The following is a 21036-nucleotide window of genomic DNA, read 5'->3' as shown; positions in this document are numbered from 1 at the left end:
TCAACCTTCGTGTGAACTCTTCCAGAAGCCGGTGACCTGCGACATGAGCGCAACCCAGCGTGGATCCTTGGCCGGTGGCTGGCCCGAGGCAGACATGTATTCCTGGTGCAGGCTGCGGGCGAGTCCCGTCACGGCCTGCGAGTAGGGGTCGTTGCGCGCGGTGCGCACCAGCATCTCGCCGCGGCTCGCGGCAGCGAGCAGCTGTGCACTGCGCGAGGGCAGCACGTGCCGCAAGGGCAGCTCCAGCCGCTCGGCGATGTCCTTGGCCGACAGGCCCACGTGGCTGTCGAACTTGTTCACCACCAGCGACAGGCGTTCGGTCTCGATGCCGCGCGCGCGCAGCTCCTTGAGCATGTTGGCGGTCGAGACGATGCCGCCGATGCTCTGGTCGCACACCACCCAGGCCTGCTGCGCCTCGCGCACGGTCTGGGCCATGAAGTCGATGGTCGAGAAGCCGCCGAGGTCGGCGATCTGGAAGTCGAAGAAGTCGGCCAGGCGCTTGATCAGCGAGACCGAGTCGGCGTGCGAGATCTCGCGCACCTGCGCCAGGCTCGTGGGCAGCGGCAGGATCGCCACGCCGCTGGTGTGGTGTGCGAGCGCGGTGTGCAGCAGCGTCTGGTCGAGGCGGCGCAGGTTGCGCACGCCGTCGACGAAGCTGAAGCCGCTTTGCGTGTCGAGGTAGAGCAGGCCGTCGCGCGCGGGCAGGCCCAGGTCGAGCAGGGCCACGCCATGGCGCGAGCTGCGGCCTGGCGGGCGCTGCGGCGCCTGCGTGAGCTGGTCGTTGAGCGTGAGCGACAGGCTGGTGGCCAGCGTGGTCACGCCCAGGCCGGCGCGTGCGCCCAGCAGCGCCAGCGTGCTGCCGCGCGTGCCGCCCTGCAGCGTGCTGCGCCGCTCGAGCAGCGTGCGCAGCGTGACCACCGCATCCGCAGGCGGCGCGGCCATGTCGATGAAGTCGTCCACGCCCGCACGCAGGGCCGAAAGCATTGCGGCTGGCTCGGCCGACACACCGGTGGCCAGCACCGGCAGCGTGGGCCAGTCGCGCTTCAGGCGCTGGTGGAGCTGGCTGGCAGTGGCGCCCTGGTCGGGCGAGAAGTCGATGAAGACCGCCACCGGCCCCAGCAGGGCGATGCGTTCGTCGATCGACTTCGTGTCCGGCGGCAGGACCACCACCGAGCCGAGGGTGCCGAGCGCGTCCGTCAGCCAGGTGATGTGGCTGCCGTTGCTCGACGCGAAGAGGTAGGTCTCGCTGCCTGTCTCTGGGATGCTGTCGCGTGGTGCGTTCATGGTGCCAGCCTGCGATGCATGTTCCGGGTCATCGATATCGGAGAGGTCAGCGGGAGAAGCCGGGAACGGGCGTGTCGATCGCGCCGCCCAGGAAGTACGAGCGCCACACAGCGCCGTCGCGCTGCTCGGCGGTGCCGGGCATGTAGGGCGTCAGGTCGGTGCCGCGCGCGATGGGCTTGACCAGGTGCGGCGTGACCAGGATCACCAGCTCCTTCTCCTTCATCTGGTAGTTGTTCTTGCTGAAGAAGGTGCCGAGGATCGGCAGGTCGCCCAGCAGGGGCACCTTGTCGGCGTTGGAGGTTGTGGTGCGGCTGACGAGGCCGCCGATGATGAAGCTTTCGCCGTCGCCCAGTTCCACCGTGGTGTCGGCGCGGCGCGTGGTGATCGCGGGCACCGCGACGCCGTTGATGCTCAGCGAGTTGGTGTAGTCGAGGTCGCTGGCTTCCGGCGCCACCTTGAGCACGATGCGCTCGTTCGACAGCACCGTGGGCGTCAGCGTGAGGCCGATGCCGAAGGGCTTGTATTCGATGCTGGTGGTGCCCAGGCCCTGGGGCACGGGCACTGGCAGTTCGCCGCCGGCCAGGAAGCTCGCGCTCTGGCCCGACAGCGCCACCAGCGTGGGCTCGGCGAGCACGCGGGCCATGCCGTTGCCTTCCAGGAAGCCGACGTTGGCGCCGATGCCGGCCTTGCTGAAATTGAAAAGGAGATCGAAGGCCTGCGTCAGAGGATTGGTGAATTCGGTCGTGATGCTTCCGTCGCTGGCGTAAGTGCTCTTGTTGAGCGAAGACGGGGCGAAGACGCCGAAGCTGAAGCCGTGCGAGTTCGTGCGGGTGCTGAAGATGTTCAGGCCGGCCTGCTTGAGCACGCTGCGGTTGAACTCGACGACCTTCACCTCGACCTGCACCGTGCTGCTGCGCACGTTGACCACCGAGCGGTCGACGAGGTCGGTCTTCTCTGCGCCCGGCGGCAGGCTGGCGAGGGCATTGGTGCGCTGCGCCTGGTGCGAGGCCATGTTGTCCATGGTGCCCGTGACCGTGGCCACGGCGCGGCGCACTTCGATCGCGTAGGTGGTCGCGGCGGTGCTGCCCTTTTCCCAGACCATCAGCGTGGTGCGCCCGACGCCCTTGCCCGTGACGATCAGCCGCGCAGCCGGCGAATTCGGCGACTGGCGGGTGATGGTGACGGCCGCCACGGCTTCGTCGCCGATGGCCATGCGGTCGATGCCCTTGGCGATCAGCAGTTCACGCTGCGTGCCGACCGGCAGCGCCAGCGAGCGCTGCGGCTGGAATTCCGGGCGCGTTCCCGTTCCTTGCGCATCGGCCGCGGTCGCGGCGAGCGGCCAGGCGGCCTGCGACATCGCGAGCGCGGCGATCAGCGACGAGCGCAGCAGCCTCGGCGCGGCATTGCGGGACTCCCTGTGACTGCGAGCTGCACGGGTCGACGACTCGCGGGGCATGTGATCCATTTGATTTTCCTGGGTGACCTGTGTCTGGTGGCGGCTGGCCGGCATCGGCTCAGTAGTTCACGGTTTCGCTGCGATCGCCGCGGATGACCTCGACCTGGAGTCCGCCGCTGCGCGTCGTGCGTGCCGCGCGTGGGGTGGCGGCGACGGCGCGGGCCTCCGTGGCCAGTGGGCGGACGGTGGGCCCCTTGCCGCCGGTGACGAGGTCGGCGGTCGTCAGGCCGGCCTGTGCGAGGTCCAGTCCTTCCAGTGGTCCGCGGCGTGCATCGCCGGCCTTGGGCTGCGCCGGCTGCAGGGCCGTCGGCAGTTCGGCGAAGAGCCTGGGATCGGGCTCCGATTTGTCCGCCGGATTGCGCAGCGCGAGCATCAGGCGGCCGCTGGCGTCGCCGATGGTCAGCCGGTTCACCTCGTCGATCGGCACGGCGAGCACCGCGGTGCGGGCGTTGTCGTTGCGCTGCGCCTGCTGCGCAGCCTTGTCGGGCGACTTCGAGGCCATGCCGTCGACCGACGCATTGCCGAATGCCAGCACGCGCTTGCGCGCGAGCAGCAGGCGCGCCTGGCTGCGGTCCACGTCCTTGCCGTCCGACTTGAGCGTGATGAACACGTCGACGAAGTCGCCGGGCTGGATCTTGTTGCCGACGCCCATGACTTCGTCCGCCTTGATCGCGACGGCGCGCTCGCCTTCGCCGATGCGCATCGCCAGGCCGGACACGAGCTGGTTCTCCATCACCGGCGTGCCTTCGGCCAGGTCCAGCACCGGCACGCGGCCCGCGGCCACGTTCACGTCCTGGAACGCGCCGGCGGGGTTGATCGTGAGGCGCTCCACACGCAGCGCGTCGGCCGGAATCGCCTCGCCCGCGGGCAGCGGCTTGGCCGCCACCACGACCGGGTAGACCAGCACTTCCTTGGCCTTGACCGGTTCGGCGGCCGGACCCGCGGCCGCCACGGCCGGAGCAGGGGCCTGCCGGCTCAGCATCCACGCATAGCCTCCCAGCGCGATGGCCAGGAGCACGAGGACGGCGGCGATGATTTTCGTGATGTTGATCATGGGCGGCGGATGAAAGAGTGGGGGCAAGCGATCATGGGAATGGAGAGATGGATGACCCGCAGTGACAGAGGCAGAAGACTGCTAGCTCTGTCGCCCCCAGACCATCCAGACCGCTGTGGCCATCGCGAGATAAGCCGCGTAGGGAACGATGCGCCGGCGCTTGGGCGGGGCGCTGCCGTCGGACTCGACGGCGGTTGAGGAGGAAACCGAAACCGGCGAAGCCGGCCCCTGCAGCATCAGTGCAAGGCGGGGAGAAAGCGGCCAGCGCTGCAGCGCGAGCCATGCGGCGCTATGGAGCCCGGCCAGCAGGCTGGCGCCGATCCAGATGGGCAGCAGCGCGGACAGGCCGACCCAGAGTCCGAGCGCGCCTGCGAATTTCACGTCCCCGGCTCCCATGTAGCCGGCGGCGTAGATGAGCAGCAGGCAGCCGAAGCCGACGGCTGCGCCCGTGAGTGCTGTGGTCCATTCGAGGCCGAAGGGCTGCATCCCGAGGCCCGGTGCGGCCAGTGCCACTGCGGCGCCGGCAAGCACGAGCCAGTTGGGGACGCGGCGCTGACGGAAGTCATACACGGCAACGAACAGCAACCACAGCAAACACGCCAAACGCATCACTGATAGGGATGCTCAGGAGGTCGGGACCGTCAGCTTGCCGCTGATGTAGGTGAAGACGCCCGAAAGCTTCTTGCCAAGGCCGGTGTCGCCCGACAGCACGCCAACGATAGCGATGGAGATGAGACCCGCGATGATGCCGTACTCGATGGCGGTAGCGCCTTCTTCGTCGCGCAGGAAACGGGTGATGGAGTTACGCATGATGGACCTTTCAGGAACGATGAGCAAAAAGTACAACGGAGAAATACTGGAACCTGATCTCGAGAGTCGATGGGGAAACCGTGTGCCAATAACTCCGCTCAGGGGGTCGCGATGGCTGCGAGCTTGTCGCTGATATAGGTGAAGACGCCCGAGAGCTTCTTCCCAAGGCCGGTATCGCCAGAAAGAACACCGACGATGGCAATAGAAATAAGGCCCGCAATAATTCCGTATTCAATTGCGGTCGCGCCTTCCTCATCGTGCAAAAAGCGCTTTATTGAGCTGAGCATGATTTCCCCTTTCAGGAGTGTTAACAAAGGCTTGCGAGGTGGATGTTATACAGCGTAACTCCGTGTATCAACAAGGCAAACCCGCAAGTCTTTCGTCAGAGTGTGCTAGCCGAAAGGGGTATAGCAGGATAGCGGCCAGCCTCTCGCCAGCCGGAGACAGGGGTGACCTGCTCAGCCAGTTAACGATCAGGAAACCAATTTTTCCCTCTGTGGACCACAGTGCGCCTCCCATGAAGGGGGGATGTGGCGTAACGGCGCGGGGAACGCTCGGGACGGGGGCGTTACGGGAACAAACGCGTTACGTGTTACGTAGCACGGGCCCCTGAGCCTTAGATGTAACGGTCAAAAAAGGCCCAGTTCGTGAGCAAAAAGTCACGACTTCGAGGGGGTCGCCCCAAGGGCAGGAGGGTCTAGGACCCGGGCCTCAGCCCAGGATCTCTTCGTGGAAGAGCTTCCAGTCGGTACCCTGGCGTAACCAGTACTGGCGACGGGAACGTCCGCTCTTCTCGCCTTCGAACACTTCGCCGAAGGTGACAACCATGGTGTCGTCGCCGTCCTTCCAGTGGAGGTACGACATGTCCTTGAGCTGGACGCGCTTGCCCTGCGCGTATTTCACTTCGTCGTCGACGACTGAAATTCCCTCATTGGACTTTTTGGCGATGCGCTGGAAATCGGGCAAATAGAATTTCTTCAATTGCGCTTCATTTCCGCTGGCGCGGGCGTCTTTCCAGCCGGTGATAGCACTTGTAATTGACTGGGCTTCTTTTTCTGCCTGCGTTTGCGAAATCCATTGCAGGCTGCGCGCGGTGACCACCGGCGTGGCGCCGATTTGCACCTTGCGCAATAGCTGCCTGAGGTCGGGGTTGGCCATGACCACGCAGCCGTCGCTCGCCAGCGGCGCCCGGGCGAACTGCTGCGGCGGGGTGCCGTGCAGCCAGATGCCGCTGCCGGTCTTGCCGCGCCGCACGTCGTACGGGTTGGGGTAGTTGATAGGCAGGGCGCCCGCGCCGTAGAAGTCCTTCAGCGTCTTCGGATCGAGGCTGCTGGTGATGTAGTACACGCCCAGCGGCGTGCGCGCATCGCCTTCGGTGGCCTTGTCGGTGCCGGCCTTGCCGACCGAGATGTAGTAGTCGGCCGCCAGCTTCAGGCCCTTGTCCGAGTTCTCGAACAGGTAGAGCCGCGAGCGCGAGGCGTCCACCGCGATGGCGTAGCGGCTGCGGGTGGACAGCGCCAGGAACTGCGAGGGCACCGTGTTGGCCGGCGGGCGGTCGCGCAGGGCCTGCAGGCGGCGCTTCGATTCCTCGTGCAGCTCGGCCATGGCCGGGTTGCCGCGCATCTTCGCGATGCTGGCGGTGTCGGGCAGCGAGTTCGAAGGGGGCACCTGCGCGGCGAGCAGGTCGCCGTAGACGAGCTGTGCCAGCTGGAAGTTCGGGTAGTCGCGCACCAGGTCGCGCGCCTTGGCCAGCGCGGGCCGGGTCTGGCCACGGCCGAACATCTCGTAGACGGCGATCAGTCGGGCTTCGGCGCTGCTGGCTTCCTGGATGCTGCCGGCCGGTGCCGCCCTGCGTGCGGGCTTGGCATTCGCTGCTGGTGCCGCAGCCGTGCGCAGCTCGGCGTTGCCGGTGCTCTTCCTGCCCTTGGCGCCGCGAGGCTCTCTGACTTCCCTGGCCGAGGCGACACGGCTGTTCGTGCCGTTGCGCGCCGTGGCGCGGCTGCCGTTGCGGCCGTTGCCTGCAACGGCTGTCTTGCCGCCTTTTTCCTTGTGAGCCGCACTGCCCGCCTTGGCGGAGCCGCCCGTCTTGCCTGCGGCGTTCGACGCCAGCGCGGCACCGGGCGCCGCGAACATCAGTGCCGACGCGGCGGCAATCGCCGCGAGCAGCTGCTGTCCGCTGCGCACACGAAAAGGGGGATGCTGAAGCCGGCCCTGCCGGACGATGTCTGCCACTAGCCGCCGACGCTTTCCTTGCGAATGTGCCATTGATTGCCGGAGCGCTGCATCTCCAGCGTCTTGCGGCTCGAAACGTTGAGGTTGTCCGCGCGGTAGATCTGGCGGAACTTGGCCGTCGCGTTCTGGCCGTCGACCTTGATCGCGAGGTTCTCGATGTTCACGCTGATGCTCGACTTGCCGACGATGCGCGCGCGGCGGTCTTCTTCCCAGCTCTTGCGGCTCTGGCCGCCGGCGGGCGTGAAGTCGGAGCCGTAGGCCGCGAGGTAGCGATCCATGTCCTGGCTGGCCCAGGCAGAAGCCCATGCGCGCACGGCCGATTCGACTTCGGCATTGGCAGAGGCGTTGACTGCTGCGGGTGCCGGGGCAGGTGCGGGAGCCGGTGCTGCTTCGGGTGCCTTGGGCGCCGCGGCCACCGGCGCGGGAGCTGCCGCGACCTTTGCAGGCGGCGGCGGTGCCGCAGGCGCGGGCGCCGGAGCCGGGGCTGCCTTGGCGGCAGGCGCAGGCGCCGGTGCGGCCGCGATCAGCGCGGTCGGCTTGCCGCCGGGCGGCGTCGGCGTGAAGAGCGTGCGGATCACCGCGAGCTTGGGCTGCACGGCGGTGTTGTTCTGGTCGAGCTGCAGCGCCTTGCTGTAGGCCTGGCTCGCGAGCCGGGCGTACACGTCGCCGAGGTTCTCCTGGGCGGTGGCGTAGCTGGGGTTGGTGCGGATCGCGCTCTCGAGCGCGGCGCGGGCCTTGTCGAACTGGTTCTGGCTCGCGTAGATCACCGCGAGGTTGTTGTAGGGCTCGGGCAGCTCGGGCGCGTCGAGCGTGAGCTGCGTGAAGGCAGCGATGGCTTCGTTGCGCTTGCCGGTGTCGAGCTGGATCACACCCTTGAGGAAGCGCATCTGCGGATCGCGCGGCTTGTCCTTGAGGAAGGCCTCGGCCTTGGCCATGGCCTCGTCGAGCTTGCCGGCCTGCATGAGCTTGTCGACTTCCTCGTGCTCGATGGCCGCCAGCGCCGGAAGCGCGACGCCACAGGTGGCCGCGGCCAGGAGCAGGGCGCGCACGGTGGGGGAGAAGCTGAAACGGGCGCGTGGCCTGGGGCTCTTGGGCATTGCGGACAAGACCTCGTAGGGGTGGGTGATGCGGCAGGGATTGTAAGTGGGGCGGGTAACCCCCCGATACAGGGATGACAGGCCTTTCGAAGCCTTTCGGCGCGCCCGCAACGCCTGCCCGCGCCCCCGCCCGGGGCGGCCCCGCAGTACAGTGCCGCCGTGGACCGCCTTCAAAGCATTGAAACTTTCGTTCGCGTCGCGCAGACCCAGAGCTTCGCCGAAGCCGCAAGGCAGCTGCGCGTGGCCAACTCGGTCGTCACCACGCGGGTCAAGCAGCTCGAGGAGTTCCTCGGCGCGCCGCTCTTCCACCGCAGCACGCGCGTGGTGCGGCTCAGCGACATGGGCCAGGCCTTCCTGCGCGACTGCACCGAGCTGGTGGCGCGCGCCGACAGCATCGTCGACCAGATGCGCGATGCGCGCGGTACGCCTTCGGGCACGCTGCGCGTGCATGCGCTGACCGGCATGGTGCTGGGGCGTTTCGCCTCGCTGCTGCGGGAGTTCCAGTCGACCTACCCCGACATCCACCTCGAGCTGATCGTGAGCGACGCCGTGGCCGACCCGGTGAAGGCCGGCGTCGACTGCGCGCTGCAGATCTTTCCCGCGGCCTCCCAGGAGCTGGTGGCCAGGCCGCTCTTTCCGGTGCGGCGCGTGCTGTGCGCCACGCCGGCGTACCTGAAGGCGCACGGCACGCCGGCCACGCCGCGCGAGCTGCACCGCCACAAGCTGGGCCTGTACTCGGGCTACCCCACGCGCGACCGCTGGACCTTCCACCACGGCGGCGAGCAGACCACCATCTATCTCGCGGCCGCGCTGCTGACCAACAGCGTGCACCTGCTGCGCGAATATGCGCTGGAGCATGCGGGCATCGTCTGCCTGCCCACGCTGGTGGCGGGTGACGCCATCGCGCGCGGCGAACTCAGCGTGGTGCTGGCCGACCACCAGCTGTCGTCGTTCTCCCTGAGCGCGGTCTACGCGGGCACCTCGCGCAATGCGCTGAAGCTGCGCCTGTTCATCGAACACATCGCCACCCGCTTCACGCGCGTGCCGCCTTGGGACGCGACGTTGATCGAGCGCGGGCTGATCCCCGAAGAGCTCATCGAGTTCAGCCGCACCAGCGGATGAGGTGAGCCCTCCTTCAGGCTTTGCGTAATTCGTTTCGCCGACGGCCCGGCGTAGACGGTTCTGCGGCGCCTAGCGAACGAGCCCTGTGGCTCGCTCCCGGGCGCCGGTCCGGTACGGGGTAAACCCCAGCGATTATTCGGAAGCTCCGAACAATCCTCTTCCAAACTGGTCCCTACCGGTGTTGCCGCATGGCTCCTAGAGTTCGCTCATCCAAGGAGACAAAACATGACAGCCACCCATTCCACTGCCCCGGCCGCGGCCTACAGGACCCGCTTCGGATCGCTCAAGGACTTCGAGAAGGGCCACGTCGAAGCCATCGACGACGACGTGCGGCACTACGCCTTCTCCAACTGCTTCGAGATCGCGAGCCTCAGCAAGCCCTACGAGAAGGTCGTGTTCGGCCAGAACCAGATCTACGTGCTGGAGACGCTGCGCGCCGAAGGCACCTCGCCCTGGTACACGTGCGCGCACGACGAGTTCGCGCTGGTGATGGACGGCGACGTCGAAGTGCACCTGGTGCAGCTCGACGAGAGCCAGGTGGTGGCCGACAAGGACAAGAACGGCGCCGTGCTCGTGAAGGGCGAGCCCAGGGGAAAGAAGATGGGCTGGATGAAGCTCTCGCGCGGCCACCAGGGCCTGCTGCCGAAGAACACCGCCTACCAGTTCCGCAACGCCGGCGAACCGGGCGTGATCGTGCTGCAGAGCTGCAAGGGCGATCTCTCGGTGGAGAAGTGGGCCGAGATCTGCCAGGCGCATTGACTCGCCCCCAGGCTTCGCGCACTTCGTGTCGCTGCGCCAACCCCCTAGCGGGGGCAACACCTGCGGCCCGGCAGAGCCGGTTCCGCGGTGTTCCGCGAAGGATGCAGGCCACCTATTCAGACCAGACAAGGAAAACACCATGAACGCACCCGCAGAACTCGGCAAGGTGATCGCGTCACAGCCCGACGCCACACTCGGCTACAAGGACTTCTCGCTCGGCAGCTTCAGCTTCCGCCGCGACGAATACTTCGTGCACATCGGCTGGAAGACCCGCGACGGCCGCCCCATGAGCCACACCATGGACGCCGGCAACTACCTGCGCGCACTGATGCGAGACGTGGCCTGGGGCTTCTTCTACGGCTGGGTCAACTTCGACGACGTGTTCGGCACCGTCAACCACTACGAGTCGGTCGACCTGTACGCCGGCAGCTTCAACGGCACCATGAAGGAGGCCGGCATCGACCTGCTGGAGAACTTCCCGACCGCGCAGATCCGCGCCACCTTCGAGGCCATGCTCGACGACTGGACCAACGAGAGCTTCGACCCCTTCGCCGCGCCGCAGGAAACCGGCTCGCCGTACGGCCGCAAGAACGGCAACAACACCGCCAAGATCACCAGGGCGCGCGAACTCGCCAAGCGCTGCGTGGGCCTGAAGGGCGACCTCGACCTGCGCAGCGACGAGCGCGGCGCGCCGGTCAACCGCGCCTTCGCCGACGTGCCGCAGGGCCAGCCCGAGCTGCACCCCGAGCCCGGCTTCGAGAACGAGGTGCACGCCTTCAACCTCTTCGGCTTCCTGAGCCGTTCGCAGGTGACGTGGAACCCGAGCTTCACCTCGGTGGTGAAGCACAGCTACATGTGCCCGACGACTGAGGAGCACATCCTGCCGATCATCCACGGCAACGACCGCGTCGAGTGGTTCTTCCAGATGACCGACGAGATCCACTGGGACTGCGGCGACAAGAACACCGGCAGGCCCATGGCCCGCGTGATCATGAAGGCAGGCGACATGGCCGCCATGCCTGCCTACTGCCGCCACCAGGGCTTCAGCCCCAAGCGCTCGATGCTGCTGGTGTGGGAGAACGGCTCGCCGAGCCTGGTGTACGAGATCCAGAAGGGCGAGTCGCCCGAGATCCCGGTGCAGTTCTGAACTGACGTTCTCCCTCCCCCTCTGGGGGAGGGCAGGGGTGGGGGGTCTTCGAGCCCGCGCCCTCCTTGAAGAAGCCCCCACCCCAACCCTCCCCCAGCGGGGGAGGGAGAGGAACGCTCATGCCTATTTCTTCCATCCGCCACCAGCTCTTCATCGACGGCCGCTTCGTCGACGCCGAGTCCGGCGAGACCCTCGCCACGCTGAACCCGCACGACAACACGCCCATCGTCGAGGTGGCGCTCGCCGGCAAGGCCGACGTCGACAAGGCCGTGGCCGCTGCGAAGCGCGCCTTTCCGAAGTGGAGCCGCATGGCCGCCGCCGACCGCGGCCGCATCCTGCTGAAGCTCGCCGATCTCATCGAGGCCAACGCCGAGGAGCTTGCGCGGCTCGAATCGCTGGACACGGGCCATCCGATCCGCGACTCGCGCCGGCTCGACGTGCCGCGCACCGCGGCGTGCTTCCGCTACTTCGGAGGCATGGCCGACAAGTTCCAGGGCGAGACCATCCCGGTGGAAGAGGGCTTCCTCAACTACACGCTGCGCGAGCCCGTCGGCATCGTCGGCCAGGTGGTGCCGTGGAACTTCCCGCTGATGTTCACCAGCTGGAAGATGGCGCCCGCGCTCGCGGCCGGCAACTGCATCGTGATGAAGCCGGCCGAGATCACGCCGCTGAGCTCGCTTCGCATCGCCGAGCTGATGGCCGAGGCCGGCCTGCCGCCCGGCGTGGTCAACATGCTGCCGGGCCTGGGCAGCGTGGCGGGGCAGTACATCGCCGAGCACCCGGAGATCGCGAAGATCGCCTTCACCGGAAGCACCGCCACCGGCCGGCGCATCGTGCAGGCCAGCGCGGGCAACCTGAAGAAGGTGCAGCTCGAACTCGGCGGCAAGGGACCGAACATCGTGTTCGAGGACGCGAACCTGCAGGCGGCCGTCAACGGCAGCGCTTGGGCCATCTTCCACAACCAGGGGCAGGCCTGCATCGCGGGCTCGCGGCTGATGCTGCACGAGAGGATCGCCGACGAATTCCTCGCGCAGTTCATCCCGCTCGCGAAGTCGATCCGCCTGGGCAATCCGCTCGACGACGCGACGGAGATGGGCCCGCTCACCAGCGCGCAGCACCGCGAGCGCGTGCTGGGCTACGTCGACGTGGCGCAGGGCGAGGGCGGCGAGCTGCTCGCGGGCGGCAAGTCGCCCGGCGGCGAACTGGCGAAAGGCTGCTACGTCGAACCGACGGTGATGCGCGCCCGGTCGTACAAGGACCGCGTCGCGCAGGAAGAGGTGTTCGGCCCCTTCGTCACCGTGCTCACCTTCAAGTCCGATGAAGAGGCGATGCAGATCGCCAACGGCACCGACTACGGCCTCGGCAGCGGCCTGTGGACCCGCGACCTGCAGCGCGCCCACAAGGTGGCTCGCGACCTGCACGCCGGCATGGTCTGGATCAACAGCTACAAGCGCGTGAACCCCGGCTCGCCCTTCGGCGGCGTCGGCCAGAGCGGCTACGGCCGCGAGATGGGCTTCGACGCGATGCGCGAGTACACGCAGGTCAAGAGTGTGTGGGTGAACATCGACGCGCAGATACCGCCGCACTTCGTGCGCTGACGAAGCGGGACATCGAGACGAGCAGAGAAGAGCAAGAGAAAGAACGAGGAGACACGAGAGATGCATTCGATCACCGCCCGCTTCATCGCGAGCCTCGCCGCTGCCGGTGCGCTGTTCGCCGCCGCTGCGCCCGCCGCCGCGCAGACCTGGCCCGTGAAGCCGGTGCGCGTCGTCATCGGCTTCCCGCCCGGCGGCATCGTCGACACGGTGGCGCGGCAGCTCCAGCCGCGCCTGCAGGCCGCGCTCGGCCAGCCGGTGATCGTAGACAACCGCGGCGGCGCCCGAGGCACCCTGGCAGCGGCCGAAGTGGCCAAGGCCGCACCCGACGGACACACGCTGCTGATGGTGTTCGACAGCTACGCCACCTATCCGCTGGTCTACCCGAAGCTGAGCTTCGACTTCGCGCGCGACCTGCAACCGGTGACGCAGATCGTCAGCAATCCGCTGGTGCTGCTGGTCAACCCGAAGGTCGATGCGCGCGACCTCAGGAGCTTCGTGAGCCTGCTCAAGTCGCAGCCCGGGCGCCTCAACTACGCGAGCGTCGGGCCAGGGTCGAGCAACCATCTCACGGCCGAATACTTCAAGGCGGTGAGCGGCACCTTCGTCACGCACATTCCCTATCGCGGCGGCGGCCCGGCGCAGCAGGACCTGCTCGGCGGGCAGGTCGAGATGATGTTCCTCTCCGCCGTCCTGGCGCAGCCGCACGTCAAGTCGGGCCGCCTGCGCGCACTGGCCCAGACCGGCCTGCAGCGCGCGGCCGCCTACCCCGACACGCCCACCATCGCCGAGAGCGGCTATCCAGGCTTCGAAGTCAATTCATGGGTCGGCCTGCTGGCGCCTGCGGGCACGCCGCGCCCCGTGGTCGACCGGCTCCAGGCCGAGGTGAAGAAGATCGTTGCCGACCCCGCCTTCGCCGCGCGCCTGCAGGAGCAGGGCCTGACGGGCATCGCCGGCACGCCCGAGCAGTTTGCGGCGGTGCTGCGCACCGAGCAGGACAAGTGGGCCCGGCTGGTGCGCGAGCGCCAGCTGAGCCTGGAGTAGCAGTGAGAGCGACGCAGAGTCCGGCAACAGGACAACAGAAGGAGACAACCATGGCAATCAATCGCAGGCAGTTCACGCAGGCCACGGCCGCGCTGGTGGCATCGGGCGCGGCACCGCTGGTGTTCGCTGCCGACACGCTGAAGATCGGCTACGTGTCGCCGCAGACCGGGCCGCTCGCGCCCTTCGGCGAGGCCGACAAGTGGGTCATCGACCAGATGAAGGCGGCCTTCAAGGACGGCCTGACCGTCGGCGGAAAGAAGTACGCGGTGCAGATCGTGCTGAAGGACAGCCAGTCGAACCCCAACCGCGCGGGCGAGGTGGCGAACGACCTGATCCTGAAGGACAAGGTGGCGCTGGTGCTCACCGCGGGCACGCCCGAGACCGCCAACCCGGTGAGCGACGCCTGCGAGCTCAACGAGGTGCCCTGCGTCTCCAGCGTGGTGCCGTGGCAGCCGTGGTTCTTCGGACGCAAGGGCGATCCGGCCAAGGGCTTCAACTGGACGTACCACATGTTCTGGGGCCTGGAGGACGTCATCGCCAACTTCACCAACGGCTGGAAGACGCTCGCCACCAACAAGAAGGTCGGCGGGCTCTTCCCCAACGACGGCGACGGCAACGCGTGGGGCGACAAGGAGCTGGGCTTTCCGAAGCCGCTCTCGCAGATGGGCTTCACGCTCACCGACCCGGGCCGCTTCCAGAACGGCACGCAGGACTTCAGCGCGCAGATCGCGGCCTTCAAGAGAGACGGCGTGGAGATCGTCACCGGCGTGGTGATTCCGCCGGACGCAAAGACCTTCCTCACGCAGGCGCGGCAGCAGGGCTTCAAGCCCAAGGTCATCACGCTGGGAAAGGCGCTGCTGTTCCCCGGAGCGATCGAGGCGCTGGGCGACCTGGGCGACGGTCTTTCCACCGAGGTGTGGTGGAGCCCTTCGCATCCGTTCACATCGAGCCTCACGCAGCAGAGCGCGAAGGCGCTGGCCGAAGCCTACGAGGCCGGCACGAGGAAGCAGTGGACGCAGCCGATCGGCTTCGCGCATGCGCTCTTCGAGGTGGCGGCGAATGCGCTGGGGCGCGCCAGGTCGCTGAAGGCTTCGGACGTGCGCGACGCGGTCGCATCGACCTCGATCAATTCGGTGGTCGGCCCGGTGAAGTGGGGCGGCCAGGGGCCGTTCAAGAACGTCAGCAAGACGCCGCTGGTGCTCGGCCAGTGGGGCAAGGGCCAGAAGTACAAGGTGGAGCTGACCATCGTGAACAACGAGGCGGCCACCAACATTCCCACCGGTGGCAAGCTGCGGCTGCTCTGACGCGGGAACGCCATGACGCTGCTTGCACTGCATGCCGTGAGCAAGTCCTACGGCGCGCTCAAGGTCACCGACGGCATCACGCTGGCGGTGGCCGAGGGCGAGACGCTGGGCATCCTCGGGCCCAACGGCGCGGGCAAGACCACGCTGTTCAACCTGATCTCGGGCGACGTGCGCGTCGATGCCGGGCGCGTGGAATACGCCGGCCGCGACGTGACGCGGCTGAAGCCCCACCAGCGCTGCCACGCCGGCATCGGCCGCAGCTACCAGGTGCCGCAGCCCTTCGGCAACATGAGCGTGTTCGAGAACCTCGTGACCGCTGCCTGCTTCGGCGGGCAGCAGAACGAGCGGGAGGCCTGGCACACCGCGCAGGAGGTGCTGGAACAGACGGGCCTCATGGCGCATGCCAACAAGCCTGCGGGCGGCCTCACGCTGCTCGACCGCAAGCGGCTGGAGCTGGCGCGCGCGCTGGCGACACGGCCGAAGCTGCTGCTGCTCGACGAGATCGCGGGCGGCCTCACGGAACCAGAGGCCGCGGTGCTGGTCGGCGAGCTCAAGCGCATCAAGGCGCGCGGCATGACGATGATCTGGATCGAGCACGTGGTGCACGCGCTGCTGTCGCTGGCGGACCGGCTGTTCGTCATCAACTTCGGCCAGAAGCTCGCGGAAGGTGCGCCACGCGCGGTGATGAGCGATCCGGAGGTGCGGCGGGTGTACATGGGGATGGAAGCATGAGCACGCATCGACTTCGCATTGCTCCTTCCCCCTGTGGGGGAAGGCCGGGATGGGGGCACGACGGCGCCGCCATTCCGACGCCGCTTGCCTCCACCCCAACCCTCCCCCAGAAGGGGAGGGGGCAGAACGCGCGGGAGCAAACACCATGACCACCCTGCTCTCCACCCGCGACCTCAAGGCCTTCTACGGCGACGCGCAGGCTCTCTTCGGCATCGACTTCTCGCTGGAGCGCGGCGAGCTGGTGGCCATCATCGGCGCCAACGGCGCGGGCAAGTCGACCTTCCTCAAGAGCCTCACGGGCCTGGTGCGCGCGCCGCTCGATGCGATCCGCTTCAAGGGCGAGCCCATCGGCGGCCTGCCGCCTGGCGACATCGTGCGCCGCGGGCTCGCCATGGTGCCCGAGGGCCGACGGCTCTTCCCGAGCCTCAGCGTCGAGGAGAACCTGCTGATGGGCGCCACGCCGTCGCGCAAGGGGCCGTGGAACCTGCAGCGGCTGTATGCGCTCTTTCCCATCCTCGCCGAGAAGTGCAACCAGCCGGGCACCTCGCTTTCGGGCGGGCAGCAGCAGATGGTCGCGCTCGGCCGTGCGCTCATGAGCAACCCCGAGGTGCTGCTGTGCGACGAGCTCTCGCTGGGGCTCGCGCCCATCGTCATCCGGGAGATCTACGCCGCCATGCCGGCGATCACCTCGGAGGGCATGACGGTGGTCATCGTCGAGCAGGACGTGACCATGGCGCGGCAGGTCTCGCAGCGCGTCTACTGCTTCCAGGAAGGCCGCGTGTCGCTCGAAGGGCGTTCGGCCGAGCTCACGCGCGAGCAGATCTCGCAGGCCTACTTCGGCCTCTCCGAGGACTCGGAGGCGGCCCATGCTTGAGACGCTCGTCCAGGGCCTGCTGCTGGGCGGCCTCTACACGCTCTTCGCGCTGGGCCAGTCGCTGATGTTCGGCGTGATGCGGTTGACCAACACCGCGCAGGGCGACTTCATCGTTCTCGGCGCATTCGCCGTTATCGCGGGCATGTCGCTGACGGGGGGCGAGTCGCCGTGGCTCGTGGCGCTGGCGGTGCTGCCGGTGGCCTTCGGCTTCGGCTACGTGCTGCAGCGCTTCGTGCTCAACGGCACGCTCGGCAAGGACCCGCTGCCCTCGCTGGTCGTCACCTTCGGCCTGTCGATCGTCATCCAGAACCTGCTGCTCGAGCTGTTCTCGGCCGATCCGCGCGCCATCGAGACCGGCGGGCTCAGCACGCAGGGCATCGCGCTGGGCGACGCGATGTCGCTGGGCGTGCTGCCGCTGGTCGTGCTGGCCGTCGCGCTCGCTGCGACGGGCGCTCTGCAGTGGCTCTTCGCACGCACGGCGCTGGGGCGGTCGTTCCGCGCCGTGTCGGACGACCGCGAGATCGCCGAGCTGATGGGGCTGAACGCGAAGAAGGTCTACGCGCTCGCGACCGCCATCGCGTTCGTGCTGATCGCCATCGCGGGCGCACTGCAGGGCATGCGCACGACGGTGTCGCCTTCGGACGGGCCGTTGCTGCTGCTCTTCGCCTTCGAGGCCGTGATCATCGGCGGCATGGGCTCCTTCTGGGGCACGCTGGCGGGCGCGATGATCCTCGGCGTCACGCAGCAGATCGGCTTCAGGCTGGACCCGGGCTGGGGCATCTGGTTCGGGCACATCGTGTTCCTCGCCGTGCTGGTGCTGCGGCCGCAGGGGCTTTTTCCCAGGACGCGCGGATGACCAACATGCCTCCTTCCATCGTCGCGGTCGAACGCGCAACGGCCGTGAGCCGCGCGGCGCTGTTCGCCGGCATCGCCATCGTTCTCGTCGCGGCCAGCCTGCCGTTGTGGGGCGAATCGAGCTGGATGCGCGAGTTCGTCGAGATCGCCTGCTACTTCATCTTCGCGATGATGTGGAACCTGCTCGCCGGCTACGGCGGCATGGTGAGCATCGGACAGCAGGCCTTCTTCGGCTTCGGCGGCTACGTGATGCTGATGCTCGGCAACTTCGCGGGCGTGAACCCCTTCGTGGCGATACCGCTGGGCGCGTTGGCCGCGGGGCTGGTGGCGGTGCCCGTGTCCTTCGTCGCGTTCCGGCTGTCGGGCGGCTACTTCGCCATCGGCACATGGGTCATCGCGGAGGTGTTCAGGCTGAGCTTCGCCAACGTGTCGGCCGTGGGCGGCGGCTCGGGCACCACGCTGACCGCGCTGCGCGGCATCGACAAGGCGACGCGCGAGAGCACCACCTACTGGATGGCGCTGGCCTGCGTGGTCGCGGCGATCGTGCTGGTGTACCTGTTCCTGCGCAGCAAGCGAGGCCTGGCGCTGCTGGCGATACGCGACAACGAGGTGGCCGCCGAGTCGCAAGGCATTCCGGTGGCGCGCATGAAGCTCGCGGTGTACGTGGTCGCGGCCTTCGGCGCGGGGCTCGCGGGGGCGCTTTACTTCGTGGGCAACCTGCGCATCAGCCCCGACGCGGCCTTCAGCGTCAACTGGACGGCCTTCGCCATCTTCATGGTGGTCATCGGCGGCATCGGGCGCATCGAGGGGCCGCTGGTGGGCGCGCTCATCTTCTGGGCGCTGAACAAGTTCCTGAGCGACTACGGCACCTGGTACCTGCTGGGTCTGGGGCTGCTCGCGATCCTCGTCACGCTGTTCTTCAAGCAGGGGTTGTGGGGATTCGCGCAGCAGCGCTGGGGCTGGTCGCTGTTCCCCACGCAGCGCAAGCTGCTTCGCACCTTGCCGCAAGGGAGTGCGCTTCTACGTGATCGACCCTGACTGGAAGCCACTTCGGACTTGCTAAAAACATCGTCGTCCTGTAACGTGTTGTAAACGCCATGTAATCATCCCTTCCAGTCCCTTCATACTCCTGGAGTCATCTTGACGATCACCAAACGCCGCCTGCTCGAAGGCGGCGCGGCAGCCATTGCCGCTTCGCTGCTTGCGAAGACTTCGTGGGCTCAACAGCAACGCAACAGCGGCACCGCCGACGCGGCCTGGCCGACCAAGCCCGTGCACATCCTCGTGGGGTTTCCTGCAGGCGCATCGCCCGACCTCGCGGCGCGCGCCATCGCCGAGCCGCTGTCGAAGATCCTGCGCCAGCCGGTGGTCGTCGAGAACAAGCCAGGCGCCAGCGGCAACACCGTGGCCGACCAGGTGGCGAAGGCCACCGACGACCACACCATCGGCGCGCTGATCAACGGCAACCTGACGATCGCGAAGCTGCTCAATCCCTCGCTGCCCTTCGATCCCGAGAAGGACTTCGCGCCGGTCGGCCTGATCGGCACCGCGCCGCTGGTGCTGGCCGTCTCGGGCAGCGCAACCGGCAAGACCGCGGCCGAGCAGCTGCTGTGGGTGCGCAACCTCGGCAGCGGCGCCAAGTACGGCACGCCGGGCGTGGGCACCGTGGGCCACCTGGGCATGGAGCTCATCAAGAGCCGCGCGGCCATCACCGCGCAGCACAAGCCCTACACCGGCAATCCGCAGGTCATCGCGGGCCTGCTGGCCAACGAGATCCAGCTGGCGCTGCTGCCGCCGGGCCTCGCAATGCCGCACATCAAGTCGGGAAAGATCAAGGCCATCGGCGTGACCTCGCCCGAGCGCAGCCCGCTGGCGGGCGAGCTGCCCACCATCCGCGACGCGGACGTGCGCGGCGCCGACCTCGAGATCTGGACCGCGCTGGCCGCGCCCGCGAACATGAAGCCCGCGGCCGTCGCCAGGCTCAATGCCGCGCTGGTCGAAGTCATCAGCTCGCCCGACGTGAGCCAGGCGCTGCTGAAGACCGGCTGGCAGGCCCAGCCCGGCTCGCCCGACACGCTGGCCAAGCGCATGCGCGCCGACACCACGCGCCTGGGCGGCGTGATCATCATGAAGGGCATCCACTCGGAAGGCTGATGCCTTCCGGGTGTCGTTCGCTGCTTCGCTCGCCCGCGCTCAGGTCTTCGATGCGGTGCGCTTGAACAGCGGCTGCTCGAAGCGGATCGTGATGATCTCCGTGTCGTCCGGCTTGCCGGGCACGCGGCCGTCTTCCGTCGGGTAGTTGGTGTCGATCGCGACGGCGAGCGTGTAGTCGTCCACCACCTCGACGCTTTCGATCGAGTCGAAGGGCATGCTGAACTTGCCGTTCGCGACGTTGGCCAGCGGGCCGCCGATGTCGTCCGGGTCGGAGATGTTCAGCAGGTCGACCAGCAGCGTCTTCTTGAGCACGCCGTCGGCGTCCTTCACGTCGAGGTCGACCATGTAGAGGCGCTTGACCACGGCCTTGGAGCCATAGAGGCTGTCGCGCTCGATCAGCACGAACCTGTTGCCGCCGATGTTGGTCATGTCGCCGATGACGATCTGGTTGTCCTTGGCGGGGCCGTCCTTCCTGTAGACCGGATTCTTGCCGGTGTAGAGCATCGAGGCGGGATCGAACTCGAAGAAGTTCAGGTAGCGCTCGTCGTCGGCCACCGGGCGCAGCGAGGCCAGCGAAGGCGCCGCTTCGGGCACCGCGTAGAGGCGGGTCTTGTCGGCGTTGAAGGCGAGGCTCTCGAAGCCGCGGCTGGAGAGCGAAGTCGCGGTGGCGCCCTCGTTCGTCACCAGCGGGTTGGACGGGCTGCGCAGGAAGGGATGCGGCACCGGGTCGCTCATCAGCGTGCCGTCCTTGTCGAAGTGCAGGATGTAGGGGCCGAACTCCTCGCCCACGAAGTACGTGCCGTCCTTCGCGCGGGCGATCGACTCGACGTCGAGATCGAAGCCCGTCAGCAGCCGGCCGCTGACGATGCTCGGATCGACCGGCTTGCCGCTGTCGACGAGGTTGTTGCCCGAGACCGTCTGGTAGTTGGCGAAGTCGGCGGTGATCTTCAAATCGACGCCCTTGCCGTCCTTCAGGAAGCCCTTCGCATCGTTGAATGCGACATGGCTGTTGACCTTCACGGTGCCGGGCACCGTCGTGCCGTTGGACGCGGTGCGGAAATCGATGCTCACGTTGTAGAAGCCGACCACGAAGTCGCCGGAGTTGCCCTTGCTGCCGTAGCCGTTGTCGGGCATGGCGGTCCAGGTGCCGTCGTCGTTCTTCAGCAGCGCCGAGAAGCCGGGCAGCGGCTGGCCGTCGACGAAGGGCGGCGTCACGCCGAGCGCGGCGGTGATGAACTGGCCGGTGGTCGGCCCGGGCTGGCGGAACGAGGCTGGCAGCGAGGCCCAGCCGGTGAGCTTGTGCGGCAGGCCCGCGGAAGCATCCTGCGGCGGCTGGGCAGCAGGAGCGGGTGCCGGCGCGGGCGCCGGTGCTGGAGCGGGCGTGCCCGCCACGGGCGGAAGGACGATGCCGTTTCCGTTGCCGCCGCCCCCGCATGCGGCGAGGACTGCGGATGCAACGGCCGCAATTGCGATATGGCGCGGCAGGCTGAGCGGGACGAGGCGACTGGACACGATTG

At 67.7% G+C, this 21036-nt stretch carries 20 protein-coding genes; 11 read left to right on the top strand and 9 right to left on the bottom strand.

What is annotated here, in order from left to right; genetic code table 11:
* The 8 genes from G369_RS0121970 to G369_RS0121935 all read right to left on the bottom strand — a co-directional run bounded on the left by G369_RS0121970 (position 1) and on the right by G369_RS0121935 (position 7933).
* On the bottom strand, positions 1-1284 hold the full coding sequence (locus G369_RS0121970) for a CpaE/TadZ family protein (RefSeq protein ID WP_019656196.1): 1284 nt from the start codon (positions 1282-1284) through the stop codon (positions 1-3).
* A gap of 46 nt (positions 1285-1330) precedes the next feature.
* Entirely contained in the window at positions 1331-2749 is a 1419-nt protein-coding gene (locus G369_RS0121965; RefSeq protein ID WP_019656195.1) for a type II and III secretion system protein family protein, read from the bottom strand.
* Positions 2750-2798: 49 nt separating this feature from the next.
* Positions 2799-3794 carry a Flp pilus assembly protein CpaB gene (gene cpaB / locus G369_RS0121960; RefSeq protein WP_019656194.1) on the bottom strand — a complete coding sequence of 332 codons (996 nt, stop codon included), beginning with the start codon at positions 3792-3794 and terminating at the stop codon, positions 2799-2801.
* A gap of 81 nt (positions 3795-3875) precedes the next feature.
* A complete protein-coding gene (locus tag G369_RS0121955; protein WP_019656193.1) occupies positions 3876-4403 on the bottom strand; it encodes an A24 family peptidase in 528 nt (175 codons plus the stop codon).
* A 15-nt stretch (positions 4404-4418) separates the two neighbouring features.
* Entirely contained in the window at positions 4419-4604 is a 186-nt protein-coding gene (locus G369_RS0121950; RefSeq protein WP_019656192.1) for a Flp family type IVb pilin, read from the bottom strand.
* Positions 4605-4702: 98 nt separating this feature from the next.
* On the bottom strand, positions 4703-4891 hold the full coding sequence (locus tag G369_RS0121945) for a Flp family type IVb pilin (protein ID WP_020723211.1): 189 nt from the start codon (positions 4889-4891) through the stop codon (positions 4703-4705).
* Between the two features lie 424 nt (positions 4892-5315).
* Positions 5316-6836, bottom strand: coding sequence for a L,D-transpeptidase family protein (locus G369_RS0121940; RefSeq protein WP_244164370.1), 1521 nt, complete (start codon positions 6834-6836; stop codon positions 5316-5318).
* A complete protein-coding gene (locus tag G369_RS0121935) occupies positions 6836-7933 on the bottom strand; it encodes a nuclear transport factor 2 family protein (RefSeq protein WP_019656189.1) in 1098 nt (365 codons plus the stop codon). The genes G369_RS0121940 and G369_RS0121935 overlap by 1 nt, the downstream gene beginning before the upstream one ends.
* 159 nt (positions 7934-8092) lie before the next feature.
* On the opposite strand from G369_RS0121935, the gene G369_RS36145 reads away from it, so the two are divergent.
* From G369_RS36145 to G369_RS0121880, 11 genes are all read left to right on the top strand, one after another.
* The gene (locus G369_RS36145; RefSeq protein WP_019656188.1) at positions 8093-9055 is read left to right on the top strand and encodes a LysR family transcriptional regulator; all 963 of its coding nucleotides are present in this window, start codon (positions 8093-8095) and stop codon (positions 9053-9055) included.
* A 225-nt stretch (positions 9056-9280) separates the two neighbouring features.
* Positions 9281-9814, top strand: a complete 534-nt coding sequence (locus tag G369_RS0121925; protein WP_019656187.1) for a cupin domain-containing protein — start codon at positions 9281-9283, stop codon at positions 9812-9814.
* A gap of 139 nt (positions 9815-9953) precedes the next feature.
* Positions 9954-10961, top strand: a complete 1008-nt coding sequence (locus G369_RS0121920; protein WP_019656186.1) for a hypothetical protein — start codon at positions 9954-9956, stop codon at positions 10959-10961.
* Positions 10962-11095: 134 nt separating this feature from the next.
* Positions 11096-12559, top strand: a complete 1464-nt coding sequence (locus tag G369_RS0121915; protein ID WP_026346538.1) for an aldehyde dehydrogenase family protein — start codon at positions 11096-11098, stop codon at positions 12557-12559.
* A gap of 60 nt (positions 12560-12619) precedes the next feature.
* Complete coding sequence (locus G369_RS0121910) at positions 12620-13600, top strand: tripartite tricarboxylate transporter substrate binding protein (protein ID WP_019656184.1); 981 nt, start codon at positions 12620-12622, stop codon at positions 13598-13600.
* 50 nt (positions 13601-13650) lie between these two features.
* On the top strand, positions 13651-14904 hold the full coding sequence (locus tag G369_RS0121905) for an ABC transporter substrate-binding protein (protein WP_019656183.1): 1254 nt from the start codon (positions 13651-13653) through the stop codon (positions 14902-14904).
* A 12-nt stretch (positions 14905-14916) separates the two neighbouring features.
* On the top strand, positions 14917-15636 hold the full coding sequence (locus G369_RS0121900) for an ABC transporter ATP-binding protein (RefSeq protein ID WP_019656182.1): 720 nt from the start codon (positions 14917-14919) through the stop codon (positions 15634-15636).
* Positions 15637-15781: 145 nt separating this feature from the next.
* Entirely contained in the window at positions 15782-16510 is a 729-nt protein-coding gene (locus G369_RS0121895) for an ABC transporter ATP-binding protein (protein ID WP_019656181.1), read from the top strand.
* Positions 16503-17366 (top strand): branched-chain amino acid ABC transporter permease, encoded by an 864-nt coding sequence (locus tag G369_RS0121890; RefSeq protein WP_019656180.1) that lies wholly within the window; start codon positions 16503-16505, stop codon positions 17364-17366. Before G369_RS0121895 ends, G369_RS0121890 begins: the two co-directional genes overlap by 8 nt.
* On the top strand, positions 17363-18403 hold the full coding sequence (locus tag G369_RS0121885; RefSeq protein ID WP_019656179.1) for a branched-chain amino acid ABC transporter permease: 1041 nt from the start codon (positions 17363-17365) through the stop codon (positions 18401-18403). Before G369_RS0121890 ends, G369_RS0121885 begins: the two co-directional genes overlap by 4 nt.
* Positions 18404-18505: 102 nt before the next feature.
* Positions 18506-19519 (top strand): Bug family tripartite tricarboxylate transporter substrate binding protein, encoded by a 1014-nt coding sequence (locus G369_RS0121880; RefSeq protein ID WP_019656178.1) that lies wholly within the window; start codon positions 18506-18508, stop codon positions 19517-19519.
* A gap of 39 nt (positions 19520-19558) precedes the next feature.
* Here G369_RS0121880 and G369_RS0121875 read toward each other — a convergent pair whose 3' ends face one another.
* Positions 19559-21031 carry an esterase-like activity of phytase family protein gene (locus tag G369_RS0121875; RefSeq protein WP_019656177.1) on the bottom strand — a complete coding sequence of 491 codons (1473 nt, stop codon included), beginning with the start codon at positions 21029-21031 and terminating at the stop codon, positions 19559-19561.
* Between the last annotated feature and the right edge of the window lie 5 nt (positions 21032-21036).

Source organism: Variovorax atrisoli 110B (assembly GCF_000382045.1).
Taxonomy (GTDB): domain Bacteria; phylum Pseudomonadota; class Gammaproteobacteria; order Burkholderiales; family Burkholderiaceae_C; genus Variovorax; species Variovorax atrisoli.
The sequence above is the reverse complement of the archived record's forward strand: the minus strand, read 5'-3'. Positions and strand labels throughout refer to the sequence as shown.